This window comes from uncultured Parabacteroides sp., from assembly GCF_905196875.1.
Taxonomy (GTDB): Bacteria; Bacteroidota; Bacteroidia; order Bacteroidales; family Tannerellaceae; genus Parabacteroides.
The window spans coordinates 1-19,985 of record NZ_CAJJWO010000089.1 but is presented as its reverse complement, the minus strand read 5'-3'; the positions used below and the strand labels follow the sequence as shown (position 1 = coordinate 19,985).

Annotated in this window: 13 protein-coding genes; 2 read left to right on the top strand and 11 right to left on the bottom strand. The window is 41.1% G+C overall.

The window, feature by feature from the left end:
• Positions 1 to 114: 114 nt before the first annotated feature.
• The 4 genes from QZ076_RS19705 to QZ076_RS19690 are packed head-to-tail and all read right to left on the bottom strand — an operon-like array spanning position 115 to position 5,596.
• Positions 115 to 1,173 carry a glycosyltransferase family 2 protein gene (locus QZ076_RS19705; RefSeq protein ID WP_293716553.1) on the bottom strand — a complete coding sequence of 353 codons (1,059 nt, stop codon included), beginning with the start codon at positions 1,171 to 1,173 and terminating at the stop codon, positions 115 to 117.
• 1 nt (position 1,174) lies between these two features.
• Positions 1,175 to 2,611 carry a lipopolysaccharide biosynthesis protein gene (locus QZ076_RS19700; protein ID WP_293716551.1) on the bottom strand — a complete coding sequence of 479 codons (1,437 nt, stop codon included), beginning with the start codon at positions 2,609 to 2,611 and terminating at the stop codon, positions 1,175 to 1,177.
• Between the two features lie 11 nt (positions 2,612 to 2,622).
• Positions 2,623 to 4,425, bottom strand: coding sequence for an asparagine synthetase B family protein (locus QZ076_RS19695; RefSeq protein WP_293716549.1), 1,803 nt, complete (start codon positions 4,423 to 4,425; stop codon positions 2,623 to 2,625).
• Positions 4,426 to 4,432: 7 nt separating this feature from the next.
• The gene (locus QZ076_RS19690; protein ID WP_293716547.1) at positions 4,433 to 5,596 is read right to left on the bottom strand and encodes a glycosyltransferase; all 1,164 of its coding nucleotides are present in this window, start codon (positions 5,594 to 5,596) and stop codon (positions 4,433 to 4,435) included.
• A 173-nt stretch (positions 5,597 to 5,769) separates the two neighbouring features.
• On the opposite strand from QZ076_RS19690, the gene QZ076_RS19685 reads away from it, so the two are divergent.
• Positions 5,770 to 6,954, top strand: a complete 1,185-nt coding sequence (locus QZ076_RS19685; RefSeq protein ID WP_293716545.1) for a glycosyltransferase family 2 protein — start codon at positions 5,770 to 5,772, stop codon at positions 6,952 to 6,954.
• Positions 6,955 to 7,060: 106 nt separating this feature from the next.
• Positions 7,061 to 8,179 carry a hybrid sensor histidine kinase/response regulator gene (locus tag QZ076_RS19680; protein WP_293716543.1) on the top strand — a complete coding sequence of 373 codons (1,119 nt, stop codon included), beginning with the start codon at positions 7,061 to 7,063 and terminating at the stop codon, positions 8,177 to 8,179.
• A 45-nt stretch (positions 8,180 to 8,224) separates the two neighbouring features.
• On the opposite strand, the gene QZ076_RS19675 is transcribed toward QZ076_RS19680, so the two are convergent.
• From QZ076_RS19675 to QZ076_RS19645, 7 genes are all read right to left on the bottom strand, one after another.
• The gene (locus QZ076_RS19675; protein WP_293716541.1) at positions 8,225 to 8,761 is read right to left on the bottom strand and encodes a GNAT family N-acetyltransferase; all 537 of its coding nucleotides are present in this window, start codon (positions 8,759 to 8,761) and stop codon (positions 8,225 to 8,227) included.
• Positions 8,762 to 9,084: 323 nt separating this feature from the next.
• Positions 9,085 to 10,380, bottom strand: a complete 1,296-nt coding sequence (locus tag QZ076_RS19670; RefSeq protein ID WP_293716539.1) for a TolC family protein — start codon at positions 10,378 to 10,380, stop codon at positions 9,085 to 9,087.
• 5 nt (positions 10,381 to 10,385) lie between these two features.
• Positions 10,386 to 13,427 (bottom strand): efflux RND transporter permease subunit, encoded by a 3,042-nt coding sequence (locus QZ076_RS19665; protein WP_293716537.1) that lies wholly within the window; start codon positions 13,425 to 13,427, stop codon positions 10,386 to 10,388.
• A gap of 11 nt (positions 13,428 to 13,438) precedes the next feature.
• Positions 13,439 to 14,491 carry an efflux RND transporter periplasmic adaptor subunit gene (locus QZ076_RS19660; RefSeq protein ID WP_293716535.1) on the bottom strand — a complete coding sequence of 351 codons (1,053 nt, stop codon included), beginning with the start codon at positions 14,489 to 14,491 and terminating at the stop codon, positions 13,439 to 13,441.
• 161 nt (positions 14,492 to 14,652) lie between these two features.
• Positions 14,653 to 15,660, bottom strand: a complete 1,008-nt coding sequence (locus tag QZ076_RS19655) for a DNA/RNA non-specific endonuclease (RefSeq protein ID WP_293716533.1) — start codon at positions 15,658 to 15,660, stop codon at positions 14,653 to 14,655.
• Between the two features lie 108 nt (positions 15,661 to 15,768).
• A complete protein-coding gene (locus tag QZ076_RS19650; protein WP_293716531.1) occupies positions 15,769 to 17,970 on the bottom strand; it encodes an alpha-L-rhamnosidase C-terminal domain-containing protein in 2,202 nt (733 codons plus the stop codon).
• A gap of 24 nt (positions 17,971 to 17,994) precedes the next feature.
• Positions 17,995 to 19,758 (bottom strand): alpha-L-rhamnosidase C-terminal domain-containing protein, encoded by a 1,764-nt coding sequence (locus QZ076_RS19645; RefSeq protein ID WP_293716529.1) that lies wholly within the window; start codon positions 19,756 to 19,758, stop codon positions 17,995 to 17,997.
• Positions 19,759 to 19,985: the final 227 nt, after the last annotated feature.

The window sequence follows — 19,985 nt, the reverse complement described above, 5'->3', positions numbered from 1 at the left end:
CTGACAACTTTTATCAGCCACTCCCCGGCTCTTCCATAGGAAATGCCGGCTATAGGCACACTTCTAAACGATAATAGAAAATACGCGCTATCAACCGAAAGAATATTACTTCTACTATTTTACGATTTTTTTCAATGTAATAAGCGGATGTGAAATTGCATATTGAATACGATTCTTATTATGTAGAAAAGATAAATACATAAAACGACATGACGAGTTCTTGATTCCAAATAAATAGAAAGCAACCTTATTTTCCCAACGAATAGGATACTTTGATTTAATATCATCAATCATCGTTATCTTCATTATTAGCTCTTTTCTGATTGTTTCCGGCAAATTAGAACGTAAAATACCCTCACTTAAGCGTAAACAAAACTCTATGATATCATCAACTATATAAGGACAAGCAGTTGCCATACTATTTAAGCAAACAGCTTTTTTTTCATAATCCAAAACCTCTAAATAAGTATTGACTTTTTGAACAGTTAGTCCAGTAGTTTTAGTGACATTGGTTGTTGAATCATTCCTTACGTACCAGTTATAAGTAATAGCATCCAGAAAAGTAAAAGAAGAGGTATAATAATATAGCTGAAAAGAAAACCAGACATCTTCGTTCAAAGAATGAGGAATACAAGCTATGTTATTTCTTTTCAAGAATGACAAATCATAAAGCTTATTCCAAGTCATTATATAAAAACTACGCTCCTGCCCTTTTCTATATTTAGCCAACGCATAAGATTCCTTACTGGTTATATATTGAAATCGATTGGCAGACAGAATATCTCCATCAAAACTAACTTTTTGAAAAGAAGCTGCAACAAAATCAACAGGATTCTTCTTCATCTCCTGATATAATATATCTATGCAATCAGGAGTAATCACATCATCACTGTCCATAAAATAGAGATATTCACCTGTTGCTTCTTTTATTGCCGAATTCTTTGTAGCCCCGGTTCCCCGATTAACCATGTGGTCAATAATCCTTATATCTTTTCCACGAGGATGTTCCCGCATAATCCGTTCGACTACCTCTATACTATTATCGGTACCTTTATCATCTATTATTAAAAACTCAATACTTGCAAAAGTCTGATTTAAAGCAGAAAGTAAAGATCGTTCTATATATCCTGAGACATTATAGACCGGCATAGACAACGTTACCTGATAGTTCATTTTATGACACATGCTTTCTTGTTATTTTATTTTTTATGTATATTATTTCATCCAAACGAAACAAATATCCTACAAATAAAAAGATAAAGACACCAATCAATCCCCCTCCAAAGAGCTGTAAAAAGATATTTTGTACAACATTTATAAACACATAAACTACTCCCCCCATCCCCGCAGATAGTAACAATATAAGAAAGACTGTTTTTATCTGTAAAAAATAGCCTGTATTAATTACCTTTTTCGCAAAATATACAATTATCACAAAATCAAGAATATTATATAGAACCAATCCCCAGCACAATACTCGAACTCCATAAGGAAGAGTCAACAATAAAATAACTACAGCTATCGATTTCTTTATAATTTCTGCTTTTAAGAAATAATCTGAACGCCCTTTTACATTTAAAATATTATTATTTAATACCAATATGGGATACCAAGCATAGGCTATACACAGAATAGACAATAGTCCGGCTGCATCAATCCATTTATCCGTAAGAATAAAAAGGATTAAAGGTTTGGACAAAACTGAAAGTAGAATCATTAATGGGAAAATAATAAAACAGGAAAAACGTAAATAATGAGTGAAAGAGGCTTCCAATTGTTTATCATCATCCTGTATACTACATTGCATTGGATAAACAACCCGGCTTATTATACTGACAATATTTATGGAGGGAAATTGAGCCAATGAATATGCACGGTTGTAATATCCCACATCAGAAGCCTTATAATATCGTCCAATAGCCAGGCTATAAAGATTTATATAAACAGTATGAAGTAAGCCCGATACAAGTAATTTGGATCCGAAAGAAAACAGCTTTTTAAAAGAGTCCCAAGAAAATGTCCAGGAAGGACTCCATTTGGCATAAATCCATAAAAATACTGTATTCAAAATATTATTTGTAATATTCTGAAAAACCAATGCCCAAACTCCTTGCCCTGTATAAGCAAGAAATAACCCAACAATACCACTAATACACACAGATGATAATGAAGCTTTTGCTTGGCTCTTGAAATCAATCTGTATTGTCAACTTTGCCCGTTGCACAATTGAAAACGCAGTAATGATTATATTAATTCCTACCCACCTGGTAATTATGACTAATTGTTCTTCGTTATAAAAATCAGCAATAAGAGGTGACAACAAATAAAGGAGTAGATAAACAAAAACAGATATTACAACATTAAAATAAAAGACTGTACTATAATCTGTTTCCGAGCGATCTTTCTTTTGTATCAAAGCATTGGCAAATCCACCATCTATAAAAGTTTGAGCGATAGCCATAAAAATACTCAGCATGGCAACCAACCCATAATCTGAAGGTAGAAGCTGACGGGCAATAACGATACTTAGCAGGAATTGAATTCCCTGCACAGAAAACCGCTCAATGGCACTCCAGAGTACACTCTTAGTAACTTGTTGCTTAACAGACATATTACCCTTATTTATTTCAAAACTGCACTATTATCCTCACCCTTTACAAATCGTTCCCACCAGATGGCTAAGGTTAGTAAATTGAAATACTGGATAGCTTTATTCTGTTTGTACCAGAACCAGTTACCATCTTCGTGTACTTCCTTATCATATTGCCTTATAAATACTTCAACTACATTTCGATTAAGAAATGTATCAAACACAGAAGAATTCATGATATAATCTGCCACCTTGGACCGTTGAAGATCATTCTTAAAAAACAATGGCATAGGAGCAAAACCACCTTGTTTCTTTTTGGATGTTATTGCTTCAGGCAGCATGGGTTTATAATGATATTTCAATAAATATTTCGCGGTTGCATGCCCTTTAGCTATATCAGTTACATTTCCCCCTTTACATTTATATTTTACAGGCAACTTTTGTAAAAACTGATACAAATCCAGATCCATGTATGGAAATGCAATTCTATTATCAAACATTTCCGCCATTCTGGTAGCTTTAAATAATATCACCTGATTAATAATCTTTTCCAAATCCGTTTTATATGCATGTTGAACATACAGATGTTCAAAACTACAAATATCCGGTTTGATCGTATCAGGGGTACTCAAAAAAGACTTTTCCTGTAACATCTCTTTCAAACGAAATTCCGGAAACCCAAACAAGTCTCCCTGAAGAATATTCAGTACTTTATCCAAATGAAACCGAACACGGTAAAAATAATTATTCTTATCGAAGCCCGACTGGCATAATAAACGATAAACAAACTGCATAAGTGGAGCCATCTTATACTTGGAAATAAGATAATGAAGAGCGACTTCACGACCGGAAGTTCCAAAATATTGATCACTACCATCTCCTCCCAAAATAATCTCCGGCTTATTATTACCGATTAATTTCATTACTGCATAGTTAACCATTAATCCTCCTTCCACAAAAGGATCTCCCAGATGTGCAACGATATCGGGTAATCCGGAAAGTTCACTACCATCAATCTCATATTCGGTGTGTATAGTACCAAAAGTATCAGACATACAACGAGCCAAAGGTAATTCTGTCCAGTTATCTCCCTTGAATCCAATGGAAAAAGAACGAATATTTCCGGCATATATATTACGTAATGCTGCCAGATTACATCCGGAGTCATATCCTCCACTCAATAAGATACCAACATCTTGTTTATTGTCTATACGTTTTTTTATCGCTTTTATATGCAAACGACCATATTCTTCTGCCAGTTCATTTAGATCTCCATCACTCAAAACCGGCATAATATCATCGGTACAATACAAATTCCCTACCTTCTGTTTACCTTCTTTATATATCAGTACTTCTCCTCCACCAAGTTTATGTACACCTTTCATTGATGAAAATGGTGTTGCAATATAGCCTATATTAAGGAAACGGCTTAGTGCCTGAAAATCCGGTTCAGTTATAAATCCATCTGTTTCCTGCAACAAAGATAACGAAGAAGCAAAATAACGATCAGTATAATAGACCGGTTTACTCGTCCCATGATGGTCACGGGCTATAAGAATGTCTCTGCCTTCTTGTATCATCAATGTATATGATCCATCTGCCTTTGCAAGTCCTTTCAAACCGTATAATTCATATAACACGGAAATCACTTCGGCATCTGATTGATCAGATGTATACCCTAAGACTTTCTTATTATACAGGACACCCCAAAAGTATATCTCAACTTTTTTAGTCTTATAAACAGAGCATGATTCATCATATATAATATGACCATAAGTCTTTGACAAATACTTTTGTGGCAAGACTCCTTTATTTTCAAATTTACCGATAAACATAGATTCTTTATTTTACTCCGTGAGATGTATGGATGAATTTTTTATTAGCACCTTTTAAACGAAACAAATTACAAAACATCAGTAAAAAGGAATAAGGTAATTCAAATAAGGCTACAAATAACCTTTTATTTAATAAAGTTCTAGGAATAGCTAAAAATAAAGCCAACACCAGAATTAAGAATAATATCCACCATTTTAATGCTATGGTCCATTTAATAAAAGAGAAGACTAAGGATATTATGAAAATTACCCCCAGCAATATTATTCGGGGAATACTCATCTGTTGAAAGACTTTATCACAAAAATCCCAGTTACCCTTTTTTACAGCATTTGGAACGTCTGCTATAAATTCCACCAAATAGTGTAACTGGGCCGATAACCAACGACGTCGTTGATCAGAAAAATTTGCATGACTTTGAACTTTCTCATCCAATACATCAACATCCTGTAAATAATAGATCTTTTCACCTTCTTTTATTAAAGACAATTCCAATGCTCTGTCAAATCCTCCTACGGCATTTATTGAAAGCATAATCTCCTTAAATAAAGTATAGTTGAATGCCATGCCCGAACCGATCAAAGCAGCAGATAATCCCATGGTAGCATGTCCCAGTCTAAAAATACTATTATTAATTTCTTCACTGACTGCATCCAAAACAGATAAGTTTGTATTCAGATTCTTTGCTTTACGATGTGCCTGAACGATCCTAACCCCAGGAGTCGAAAAAAAGTTATTGATATTTTGCAGGAAGTCGGCATAGATCACGTTATCGGCATCCAATACTACTGCAATATCGTAAAGATCACCGATTTGGTCCATTGCAAAGTTTAAAGCTTTGGCTTTAGTGCTATTTTCAAAATGGACATTTACCAACTTAACCGGAAGAGACGACAATGTCTGATCGGTACCCTCTTTCATCCGGTCTGAGATAACCACAATATCGTATTTATCAGTTGGATAGTTCTGATTCATACAAGACGCAACACATTCCATAATAACGCGATCCTCCTTATAGGCAGGAATCAAAATTGCAATCCGCTTTGTAACAAAAGATAAAGAGCTATTCCGTTCCAAATGCAGATGAGAAGCAATACTGAACATTAGTAAATAAACAACGTTCAGAACAGCTACTACAAATAAAATTATTTCCAACCAATGCAACACCACCATATTTTATAAATTTACAAAAACACAGGAGCTGCAAAAATAATAAAATCCAGAACATAAAAACTAAAAACACGTTATTTTTCATAGTCTTTTAAAAAAATATTTATTTGATGAATTATTATAAAACTTTATTATATTTGCAAACTATAAAAATATATTTATATCAAAATATGAGTATGGATTCATTTTATCTGACTATTAAGTACTTATTCTGGATAGGAATATTTATCGTTTTCTACACATATCTCGGATATGGTATATTATTATACATTTTAGTATGGATAAAAGAAGTATTTCATAAACCGGTCAGATACGATTTAACAGATCCACTCCCTGAAGTAACCCTTTTCATAGCCGCATATAATGAAGAAGATATTGTTGCGGCCAAAATGAAGAACTGCCATGCTCTCTCCTACCCTGTCGACAAATTAAAAATAGTTTGGGTGACCGACGGCTCAAACGATCATACGAATGAATACCTGAAAAAATATCCGGAAGTAACCGTACTCTTTCAACCGGAACGGAGAGGAAAGACAGCTGCACTAAACCGTGGAATACAATATGTAACCACTCCTTATGTCGTTTTCACAGACGCCAATACCATGTTGAATGCAGATGCGATCACAGAGATCGTCCGTCAATTCTCCAATCCAAAAGTCGGTTGCGTGGCGGGAGAAAAAAGAGTAGAAACGGCAACCGCACAAGGTGCAACTGCCGGAGAAGGGATCTATTGGAAATATGAATCGGCATTGAAAGCACTGGATTATCGATTATACTCCGCTGTAGGAGCTGCCGGCGAACTATTTGCCGTACGAACTGAACTATTCGAACAAATGCCACCCGACACACTCCTGGATGATTTCATCCTTTCTCTCCGTATCGCGCAGAAAGGATATAAAATCGCTTATTGCAAAGAAGCTTACGCAACTGAAACTGCATCATTGAATATGAAGGAAGAAGAAAAGCGTAAAATCCGTATTGCTGCAGGCGGTTTGCAATCGGTATGGCGTTTGCAGAGCTTGTTTAACATATTCCGTTACGGCACATTGAGCTTCCAGTTCATAAGCCACCGGGTCTTACGATGGACCATTACACCGATTGTCTTATTCCTGTTAATTCCTTTAAATATAATATTAACATGTAAGAGTGAGTTTACATATATATTTTTACTACTTTTACAAGTCGCATTTTATATAATGGCTTATGCAGGCTATTTGATGGAGCGGCGAAATTTGCGGAATAAACTACTTTTCATTCCTTATTATTTTTCCTTTATGAATATAAATGTCATAAGAGGTTTTTTCTATTTAGCTGGAAATAAGGGGAATGGAGCCTGGGAAAAAGCAAAGAGAACACAATAAAAAAAATATTTCTAAAATGCAATAATGAAAACCTCTGTAAATTCAAACATTATTAATACATTTGTGTACTGATAGTGATTGAATATCAAGAAAAGTGTAAATTAATATGAATAATTTAGCATCAGAGTATACAGTATTGATCGTTGACGATGTTCCAACCAACGTCATGTTAGTACAGGCTATATTAAAAAAAGAAGGATATACACTATTGACCAGCGACAGTGGCGCCAAAGCTCTTCGTATTGCTCATGACAGACATCCCAATCTCATACTGCTAGATATCATGATGCCGGAAATGGACGGATACGAGGTATTACAACACCTCAAGAGCGCCCCGGACACCAATGATATCCCTGTAATCATCATGTCTGCACTTAGCGATATGCAGAGTATAGTGAAAGGATACCAGTTAGGAGCTACCGAATATGTCACAAAGCCCTTCCAGAGAGAAGAACTGGTCAAACGCGTTGCCCACCGTTATGAACTATTTAGTATTAAACGCATAAAACAGGAACTGGAAAATACAATTGAGTCACGTGATACACTCTATTCTGTTATAGCACATGATCTTCGTTCTCCACTCGGTTCTTTGAAAATGATGAATAATGCTATCCTTATGATGGTAGATAAGAGTCAAGTCAGCCCCGAAGTATTCGAAATGCTTCAGATGATGAATAAAACATCAGAAGAGATTTTCCTCCTGCTTGATAACTTGTTGAAATGGGCAAAGAACCGCCTGAAAAAGCAAAACATATATAAACAAGAGGCTGATATCAACAGCCTGGTTTCCAGTACCGCTGAAATTTACATTCCGATGGCTGCCCAAAAAGGCGTTAGTCTGCAGTTGACAAATGTTGATAAGGAACTTGTTGGCTCTGTCGATATAGACATGATAAAGACAGTTGTCAGAAACCTTATTTCAAACGCGATCAAGTTTAGTTTCGAAGGAGGTACAATTGAAGTTTCGACTAGTATTGAAGGTAACAATGTAATTGTCAGCGTAAAAGACTCCGGTAAAGGAATTAAGAAAGAAGACCAGGAGAAATTACTGAAAGCCAACACGCATTTTACTTCTTACGGAACAAACAACGAAAAGGGTTCGGGATTGGGATTGATGCTTTGTAAAGATTTTGTGGAACTACATGATGGTAAATTATGGTTCGAGTCGGAAGAAGGTAAAGGTTCTACTTTCTTATTCTCCCTGAAAGCATTGAATAAAGAATAAATACCATTCAATATAGAAAAGAGAATGAAAAAGGGAATGTATTCGCTACATTCCCTTTTTCATTACTATCACATTCAGATCGGAGGCGAACTTATTATATTCAGAGACGGTCATCTCACCCTCCGTAGATAAAACAACTAACGAATGATCCGGATATTCACTTCTGTAAGCCGGATGAATATGTGGGAACGGATTTTCCACAAATCCATACGACTGATAAAAACGCAACCGGGCTGCAGATATATTATCAACCACCGGATCTATCTCCAATAATACACGTCCACTCTCCTGATCTATCAGATTGTTTAGGATCAGTCCACCCAAACCTTTACCACGCCTATCAGGGTGGATAGCGAAATGCTCCACATATGTATAACGGTCAAATCTCCAGTAAGCAATAAAACCTTGTAAAAGACCGGTATCCTTGCCAACATAACAATCCAGGTGATAACGGTTATCCGTCAAAGCATCCTTCTGCTGTATTTCGGTTCGCTGTTCGAAGACAGGAAAACTAACATCGTATATCGCTCTGAACGCTTTATACAGCAAGGCATCCGAAGTTGTCAATCTCACAATTTCCATATGACTCCTTTTTTTATTTAAGCAGGCACAAAGATAAAGCTTATGACAAACTAATCAATAAGTCACCACCTTTTATTTCAAAAGAAGGGATTAACTGTTGCTATAGTGTACACCCTATGAAATTATCCTGTACACCATAAATTTCTATCCTGTACACCCTGCCGAGCTACCCTGTACAGGGTAATATTACTTCTTTACGACTTTTAAACTAATCGGTAATATGTTTTACTCTAAAAGGTAAGGAGGCAAACAATAAAAAGGCGACTACCGGGAAATATAACCCGATAGTCGCCTGCTGTGTTTTCTGTATATCCGCTTGCTTATTACTGCATCCGGCGGATACCGATAGCCTTGTTATACTGAGCCAAAGAGGCTTTTTGCTGATACCAGGTCTGGATCAGACTACTGTATGACTGTATCCAGGAGAGCTGGGCAGAGAGTACATCGACAATAGGAAGTTTACCTTCGTTGTAACTGAATGTATTCAGATCAAGGTTCTCTTCGGCTATTTTGCAGGCATCCTCGGCGACATCGATCTGCTTTGTATTCTCAGTCAGGCTGGTCCATGCGTTGGCTACTTCCTGACTGATCTGGTCGCGGGTGTTATCCATTGCGTATTCTTTACTGCGTAGGATGGCTTTTTGAGAATTTACCTCCTTGAAGCGGGCACCCCAACGGAACAATGGAATTTTCAGAGAAGCAAAGACTGCCGGCGTCCATAAGTTATCAGAACCTTTTACATTCAGCATAGAAGTACCCCATGATCCCTGAAAACCGATAGACAGATTCGGATTATATTTTGCTTTGGAAAGATTGATCTGTCTCTTCTGATACTCGATATTCAATTGGGCGATATGGTAATCCGGACGATTATCCAATGCTGCCGATTCACCGACCTTCATAGGTAACGGCAAGACCATTGTAATAGAGTCTGTGATCGTGATCGGTTCCATCGGCGGAACTCCCATCAGGACATTCAGATTCTGCAAGGCAATCTGATAATCCTTATAAGCGGAACTTTGATTCAACTGTGCTTCTTTCAGACGGGCCTGTACCTGCAACAAATCTGTCTTACTGATCTGTCCATCCTGGAAACGAAGAGCCAACACATTTGCCAACTCCTGTACAATATCGACATACTGCGTCATTACACCATACATTCCCTTGCGAGCGGCCACCGACCAATAGTTCATATCGGCGGCATAGACGATGTTGTCGGTTGTCAACTCTTCTGCCTCGGTCGCTATCTGGCCTTGTATCTCAGCGGCCTTATAGTTGTTATAAATTTGCCCGCCGGCATAGATAGGCTGGCTTACAGTGGCACCGAGACTATAGGTGTTATGATCCATTTCGATACCAGGGATACCTTCGCCCATTCCCAATTCATACTTATTGATACGATATTGGTAACTACCGGAGAAATCTACAGCCGGGAAAAATGCAGTCTTTGCCGCCTTGATAGCATGTTGCATGGCGATACGCTCTTCGGAACTCTGCTTGATCTGACGACTGTATTCAAGCACTTTTTCTTTATATTCGGCTGCTGTGATGGGCTGTTCCTGCGCATTCGCAGATATAGCACCCAACAGCATACAACCTATTATCAGTTTACTTTTCATATCATTTATTCCGATTTAATCTTAAAGAATATACAATAGGTAACCGGAAGCACGAAGATGGTCAGGATGGTTGAAACGAACAAACCTCCCATGATCGTAGCCGCCATACCGGCAAACATCGCATCCCCCAACAACGGAAGCATACCCAGGATCGTAGTACCTGAAGCCATCGTGACTGGCACGATACGTGTTTTAGTCGCATCTATTACGGCATTGACCGGAGCCAGACCACTGTTAAGTTGCAGGCCTATTTCGTCGACAAGCACAATGGCATTCTTAATATTCATGCCGATCAGTCCTAACAATCCCAGCATAGCAAAGAAGTCCAGCGACTTACCAAATACCAACAATCCCAGTACCACACCGATAAAGATCAACGGAAGCATTGCCATGATCAGCACCGGTTTCCGGTAATATTTCGGGAAAAGGAACAGCAGGGTGATGTAGATCAGCCCGAACATCAACGGGATATTGGCTGCGATCGCCTTGTTACCTTTGTCCTGTTCGCTTTGTTCACCGAAATAAGTCATCTTATAACCTTCGGGAACCTGTATTTGTTTTTGGGCTTCCGTCCAAAGATGACTGAAAGCAGCCATCGTATTGGCTCCACGTTTCGGCTCGCATTGCATCATCATATAAGGCTGGCGGTTGAAACGTCTTACCACATTGTATTCGTAATCGAGCGAGAAGTCGTCGATCACCTGCTCAACTTTAACGGAACGTCCTTTGGCACTGTAAACCGGCAATGTCTTGATATCATTCAGGTTCATTGAGTCGCGGTCGGCATCCTTCATCAGGATCGGCATAAAGACATCTCCTTCACGGTATTCACCCAACGGAACACCGTTCGTAGCCGAACGCAACGAATAAGCTACCTGCTGACGGGTAATCCCCAGACGCAAACCTTTTTCCTGCGAGTATAACGGTTTCCATACAGGAACCTTATTTCCCCAGCTGTCGCGCACTTCCATTACCTGATCGTAATTGCGGGCAATTTCTTTTACCTTCTCCGTCAATGCAACCAACGTGTCCACATTATCGCCGATGAAACCGATCTCGATAGCCGCATCTGGCACGGGAGACAGTGCAAATAAAGCTGAACGAGTCAGGATATTCGGATAGTTGGCTACCATATAATCATAGAACTTTCCTTCTTCCACCTGTGCATCTTCCGCTTTGGTCGTTTCGATCAACACATTAGCGAAGTTAGGCTTCGGTCCCACCGACGAACTTGCCAGGTAATAACGAACCGGTGAACCTCCCAGAGTAAATGAATAAGATTTGATATTCTTATTATTACTCAAATAACCTTCGATCTCTTTCACACTTTTTTCTACATCATAAATACTGTAGCCTTCAGGGAAGATCAGGTCGGCACGGAAATAAGGCTTGTTCATAATCGGGAAGAAGCTCTGAGGCATGATACCCATAATAAACAAGGAAAGGAACAAAGCCGCAACGACAGAAGAAACAGTCACCCATCTGCGTTTGATCAAACGAGACAGCATCGCTTCGAATTTATGATATAACTTCGTATCATACGGGTCTTTGGCTTCGCCCGGTTTGGCTTCTTTCAGGATAAAGTTACCGAAAGTTGTTGTCTGCGTTAATGCCAACACCCAGCTTAACCCCAATGACACAGCCAGTACAATAAACAAAGGTTTAACGATTTCAGCTACGGCAGCAGGAGCCAGATACATCGGCAGGAATGAACAGACAGCGATAAAGGTAGCCCCCAGTAAAGCCCATTGTGGCTTGGTTGCTCCGTCTATCAATGCCTGATAACGGGAAAGTCCGCGCTTAATACCAACCTGTGCATTATCCGTTACCACAATCGCATTATCCACCAGCATCCCCATCGCAATGATAAAGGCAGCCAGCGAAGTTCGATTCAACCCGACACCCCAGATAAGCATAAGCAGCAATGTACCTCCTACTGAGAAAAGTAGCGAGCTGCCGACCAACATACCCGCACGCGATCCCATGACCAGGAAAATCACCACGATAACGATCAACAGCGATTCCATCAGATTAAGGATAAAGCCATTGTTTGCTTCATCAGCAATCTTATTCTCAGGGTAGATTGTTTTAAGCTCCATTCCGATAGGGAAAAGTTGTTCCATTTCTTCCAGGTGGCTGGCTACATCATTACCAACTGCCACCACGTCGTCATTCGGTCCGGTAGCAACACCGATGCCAATGGCACGCTTACCATCTACACGCATCAGGTTAGAAGGCGGATCCATATAACCGCGTTCAACGATTGCAATATCACCCAGACGAACTTCTCCTCCACCTTTGGTTACGATCAACTGATCGCGGATATCCTGTATGTTTTTATAAGTACCTTCGGCTCTTATCCGCAACTGATAGCTACCGGTATTAACATCCCCAGTATTGACCAGTAGGTTTTGGGTTTGCAATACTTGCTGGATCGAGTTAGGATCAATTCCCAGATTAGCTAGTTTAGGAACGGATATTCTGACATTGATCACCTGTGTCTGTTCACCGAACAAGTAAACCTTTTGAACACCGGGTACGGGAGAAAGTTCCGTTTTAATCTTCTGCGACCAGTCGCGCAGTTCGTCATAGGTAAAACCATCATCGGCTGTCAGGGCATAATAGATACCGAACACATCACCAAAGTCATCGCTGACCGATATGGAAGAAGCTCCGCTCGGTAGGCGTGGTTCTATATTCGCTACTTTACGACGAAGTTCGTCCCACTTAACGGGCATATAGTCGGGAGCAAGCGTCGGTTGCAATTCGATCGAAATCTTCGACATCCCGAAATACGATTCCGACTTGATCTGATACACGTCCGACATAGACTGTATCTCTCTTTCGATCGGTTCCGTTATCAGTTTTTCTACTTCGAAAGGAGTCGCACCCGGATATTGTGTAACCAGCACAGCCTGCTTGATCACAAAGGGGGCGTCCTCCTTCTTCGGCAGTTTGAAGAAAGAGTATATACCGCCTATCAGCATCACAGCCAGAAAGAAGTATATGATCTTACTATTCTCTAAGGAATATTTTGGAATATTCATTGTTTATCTTCTTAATCTGTTAATACTTTTACTTGTTGTCCGTCTACAAGGCGGGTTGCTCCGGCAGTAACGACACGTTCGCCGGCTTTCAGTCCTTCCAATATGACTACCTGATCCTTACCTACCAGTTCTTTTTCACTAATCTTGCGGCGTTCGACCTGCTGGCTTTGCGGGTTATAAACAAATACAAACTTATTGCTGCTGTTTGCTTCGTCGGCAACAATAGCGGACAGGGGTATTAACACAGCCCCTTCATTGAAGCTCTGGCTTTCGATATTCAGTACAACACGGCAAGAGAAACCTACTGCTACTTTATACTTATTAAGATCGAATTCAGGATCATCGATATAAAGGAATACAGGTACGCCGGAACCATCCGGAGAAGCTTCGACATATTCTTTTACTTTTGCTTTGAAACGTACACCCTTATAGTTGTCGAACTCCACATAGATCGAATAAGGAGTCGAGAAATAGGTAATGTTCGTTTCGGGCATCGTAAACTGGATTTGCAGCTTATTCGGGTTGATCAGGCAGACAATACCCTGCCCCATCTGTACTTTCTGATAGTTCTCTACATACTTTTTCTGGATAAAACCGTCGAAGGGAGCACGAAGTTTGGTTTGCTCCAATGTATTCTGAGAGTTCTCGAATGCAGCCTGAGCATTGGAATAAGATGCTTTTGTCGTTTCATATTCCTGTTGGGAGATAGCTTGTTTCGCCAGTAGTCTTTCTGCACGCTGCAACTGAGCCTGTGCAGTTTGAAAAGATGCTTTCTTCGCTTCAAAATCCCATTTAAAGTCCTGTGGATCCATTTCTGCCACCACTTGTCCGGTACGAACTTTTTGTCCTTCTTCCACGTTCAGGGAGATCAATGGTCCGGACATTTTAAACGCCAGGTCGCTGAACTGGTCAGGCGATACTACACCACTGAACGACTTTTCCACCACATTTAAAGATGTCACTTCAGCCAGCTTAACCGGACGGGGACCTTGCTCTTTTACCGGCGGTTGGCTACAAGACATCAATGCGGCCAATACAAAAACGGGAATCAATTTACCATTCATGATAACTTGCATTTACTTATTTAGTTATTTGTTAATTATATGCTAATACAAAGTCATATAATACTATGTGTTAAGTCATAGTATTACAACATTCATTTTTTTATAATTGTTCGGATATTACCTACCTTTTTATCAGCGGAATACCATTTGCTTGTACATAATTAAAAGGACCAACTGTCCCAGTCTATTTTTGCTTCCATTACTTTTTCCTGTTCATCAGGAACGGCCGGGAAGAAATCTATTCCCGTTACTTTTTCTACGCTATCAACAGGGATTGCCATGGATCTCAATGCTGTTTTCTTATAGTCCCTGTTCTCAAAAATAAATCCGATAGCCTTATACTCTTCACCTGAAACATAACAAATCACTTTGTAAAATGCACCGGGTACTCCTATCCTGTTCTTTCCCATCCGCTTCATGTCGTCTGTCATAACAGGACCGGTAGCAATCAATAAAGCTCCGTAATCGTTCGCCCACATCCGACTTAATTCTTCCAGATCTTTCCAGATACCACGATTCAACGCCGGCTTCTGCGGACAAATATTACTCAGATAAAACGATTCGCGCATCGCTTTAGCCGACCATTTCATGTCACCCGCCGGAGCCAGATGACCACGGTCATAGCCCGTACGGGTATAATCATCGTTGGTAGCAGTAGCTCCTTTTACCAAGGGATCGGGAACGAACTTGTTCGAACGTTCCGTCTTTTTACTTTTTGCTTCTTCGGGAGTCAATTCATAGGCAACCCAGTTTGCTATTTTGTAATCAGAATTATAGGATACGGTATAACCTTCATGGCGAATCACCTGTTCAGACCGTTTAGCCTGTAACTTGGGTATCTCTGCGTTTGCAGGAATTTTGAAGGTCGTTGTTTTGGGACGGGAAGGCTTTATTGAGGATGGCTCGTCTTTTTTCTTTTGTTCAGGAACCGGCTTTTTCGGAGTTGCAGACTTCTTCTGCTCTTTAGCAACCGTTTTTTGCTGTTCCTTCACAACTGGTTGTTTTCCGGTTACAGGATACAGATAATCATATAAAAATAAAATGCCTATCAGGCAGGCAAGTATTATAGAAATAGCGACAAATACCCGTTTGACACCCAGAACAAACGATGATACCTGTTTTTTCTTCTTCCTCGATTTCGACTTTGTTTTACTTTTTCCTTTCACCATCGACCAATAGCCTCACATTATCCCCGGCAAAAGTAGATAATGTGAGGCTACCAAACAATATATAAATCTTAAATCTATTCGTCAGTTTTATTATAAAAAGTGCCCGTATTAAAAGGGACACTTTAAATTATGGGCACCAGGGCCAACTTTATAAGCTTTCCCTTTGGGCGAAATCACTATTGCAGTTGTTTGTTCGGGTACCTGAATTTCAATAAGAATATTACGACCCGATTTCCGTAAATCTACTTTGATTTCACCATAATGAGTCGCTACCGTAGCCGATGCTTCTGCCAAAGAACCCATCTGTGGCTTTACCCGGAAAGTTTTAAATCCAGGCGAAGTCGGCTCTATGCCACAGACTTTCTGGCTGAGTAGTGTTAACGGACCACCACTCCATGCATGATTGATCGTTCCGCCACCAAAACCATCGACTCCTACTCCCCAACCTTCAAACAAGGTCGTGTATTCCTTATAACCTAACATATCGGCATAACGATCTCGCATACGCTGCAACGCAACATCCGGAGCCCCTATATGGAAAAGAGCCTCCAGTACATATTTTTCCATATACGGACTTGCATGATACTCTTTCTTCAGGAGTGTCAGTATAGCAGGATATTTATCTTTCGGGGCCAAACCGGAAAGGACAGCCATTGCCTGTGCCCGGTCGTCATTCTCACCATGATAGCCGGGAGAACGGTAGGCTGTTCCTGTCCAGAACTTCGTATTGAAGCATTTCTCTATGCTATACATCATACGGCTGATTTCTTCGGCATCGGCTTTCTTTCCGAGTTGCAAAGCAAATTCTTTCTCGGCTTTCAGTGCAAGATAGTACCAGCAATTGGTCAGTACTCCCATGTCGATCTGCTCACCCCAGTCGCCCCAACTCCATTCTCCGCTACGTTCAATAGGCAGGCCGCTTTTGTCCACCTGCCAGGTTTCGTGCAGATAACGGTGCAGACGGTCGTAGATAGCCGGAATGAAAGTACTGTCGCCACTATAATAATATTGGGTATAAAAACCGTACCAGCCGACAGAGGCCAGGATCTGTAAAGGTAGTTCCTTCGACCAGTTACCGGCAGGAACCGGAGCAAACAGAGAACCGTCGGCACGCTGCCAGTTCATCAATTCATGGATACCTTTTACTGCCAACTGATGGGAAGAGGTGGAAAGAGCGTAGAAAGCTTCCCCCAGTTCATTCACCTCATCGCCCCACCATTGGGCACGCTCGCGTTCGGGACAGTCCATATAGTTATCACGCATCGTTATATATAATGTACGTGCGGAACGTTTCCACAACTCATTCAGGAAAGGATCGTTACAGTGGAAAGAGCCGGCAAACTCGGTGTCGTATCCTGTCTCACGGTATTTTACTTCCAGTATCTTTACTCCTTCGGGGATAATGTACCACATTTCGTGGCCGCTTATCCATCCATAACTTTCATACTCCTGTACTCCTTTACGGGTGATGTATTCGGCACGGATATTTTCCGGACCGCCTCCCAGGTAATTATCTGTCTGCATATGGATAGTCTTACCTTCGGATGCTTCCACTTTCAGATAAGGTGTGAACTGACAATTGTAAGGCAGACGGCAAAACAAAGTATCTCCCTTTGCCGACTGCCGGATATTTGGATAGGCTTTCAAACCAAAATCTTTAAACATCGGTATCGGACGTTCCACCAATTTACCCAATGGGGCCTTCCCTACCACACATGCAATTTCTGCGCCGGGGAAACCATCGTTAAAACCAGGCTGGTTCCAACCATCCATTGCTATCCGGGCATCAAAACGGATATTGCTTTCCGACAAGCGATAATTCGGAAATGGAGCTTCCGTATTCTGATAAGCATCATAGACCGTACACTTCCAACTCTTATCCGAAACAATCTCTACTCCGGGCGCAATGGCTTCAAACAGTAAAGCTGCCATTCCGCTGTTGATATGGCTGAAACCATTTTTCCCGAAATGCCAGACCAAAACAGCAAGGGTGTTCTCTCCTGAAACAAGATAAGGAGCGATCTCCACCGAATCATAATAGGTATCATAGGGAGAAGGGCCACGCTTCAGGCCTCCTTCGAAGACTACCATACGCCCGTTGATCCACAGCCAATATTTACTGTCGGTAGCGATATGGGCAGTCAGAGTAGCCGGTACTTCGTCTATAGATACGGTCTTACGATAAGCTAACCAGGTGTTGCTTGCACTTTGACATCGTTCTGTGTTGATCCATTGTGCCTTCCAGTCGGTTTTTGTCTCTGCTGAAGCGAAAATACCGATACATGCGAGTAACAGAAGATATTTTTTCATCTCATTGCTATTTTAAGGTATATACTATTTATTATTTTCCAGGATTACCTGTACACCAGTCGGAGCTTTTATATCGCTTTTTATCTTACCGTCCGTCCCTTTTTCATGGCGGATAGTAATGATTCCTTCAGGTGTCGGGAAAGTTCCTTCCACCCATTCCAGATCTCCCAGATGCGGAGTGATACGAACAACACGGCAACCTGGTTCCACCACCTGTACGCCCAACACATACTCACTCAACCAGGCGGTCGGTCCCGAAGCCCAGCCATGACACAAACTATGCCGGAAGCCTTTATAGCAATAGTCACCATAATCGCCATGAATATCTTTCTTCCCTTCCGGAACAAGTTCATCGATACCTGCCGCATCAGGTAACCAGGCCATATTAAAATCTTCCCAGAAAGTAGTAGCTCCCAGATCGATCATCGCTCCCCAATACTGGCGGATCACATCTATTGCGCCCTGATAGTTGCCGGCAGTCGCCATGGCACGCAACATATAATAACCGTAGAAAGTGGAAAAGCCTTGTGCTCCGTTTACCGAAAGATATTTTTTGTCGGCCTCTTCCGGTTTCATCAATCCTGCAAGGCTTAATAAAGCAGCCGCCTGCTTGGAGCCCGGTGCGTCCGGTGCTATTTTCGACTTAAGCAATGTTTTGGTTACCTGAGGGGCAACCTTTATCATTCTTTTGGCTGTTTCCCGGCATTCGGCAGCCAGGGTTTCATCACCCAGTACGGTACATAATTCGTCACCGGCTTTCATAGCTTGCAAAACCAATGCCTGCAAACCGGCATTGATCGCTTCGGGATTCTCACTGGAAGGCCAGTCCAGAAAACGCCATCCATCCAGTTTCTCATGCCCATCGGCATCTACTTTCGAGAGTAACTGGCGTAACAGACCACTCAGATAAGGCTGTTGCTCTTTCAGATATGCCTTGTCGCCCTGATAATAATACCAGTCGCGCTGAATCAGTAACCACCAGATCGAATAAGCGCTGATACCGTTCATCCAGTCAGGAATCGGAGTTGCTTCACGGATCAGGTCAAGGCTTTTAGGGACGACCTCATTATAACCGAAAACGGAATTGATTGTCATTACTTCCGGATGCATATCTCCCAACCAGACCAGGCGGTCGCGTTTGATGCCATCCCACAGGTATTCCTGCATATTCAGATGGACAGTGTAAGCTCCGGTCTGCCAGATCTTATTCAGACGGTCGTCGCTACTCCTGAATGATCCTTTGTAGGAGATATCGCGATAAGTGGAAATAGCACGTACCTCTTTCAAATGCAGTTCGGTAGAGTCGTCGAGAAGATCGATCCGGGCAAAGCGGAAACCAGAGTTACCTATTTCCATTACTCCCATCCAGGGAAGTGAAATGATACAGTCGCGCATGGCATGATCGTTGCTTGCTCCGTTCTTTCCATCGATCTCACACATAGCCTCGCTAACGGATTCTCCCAGGCGGATACGAACGGATATGGGTTTATGATCCGGAAAACCGCCTGTTACGAGTTGGATGCCACCTTGCAGTTCCTTTCCGAAATCAAACAGGATAGCGGGATGTTTATCCTTTGTACCGGTCATTTTGCATATAGTATGATCCACCAGTCCGGCTTGCCCGTTACCCGGTAAAAGCAGATTACCGGCATCCTGAATAAGTTCGCTATGTTGTTGCCATACGATACGTGTGGGAGAAAGATATTCGCGTATACGGCTATCCCGCTGCCCGGCGATGGCCGACAGGGTAGAGAGAATGGATAATAGTAACAAAAGTATATGCTTCATGGTGTTATAATGGCTTAATATTTGACAGTTATGAATGTTACTTTTCTCTTGAAAGAAAAGTAACCAAAAGTTCAAGGCTACACCGGCTTCGCTGCTACAGTGAAAGACTACGCTGTCGTCTGCGAACTCGCTGCGCTCAAACAGCGCAGCCTCCCTAACGCTTCATCTTTCACCTTCGCGGACGCTCACCCGCCGAAGGCCTTTTAGAGAACGCAAAGCGTTCTTTT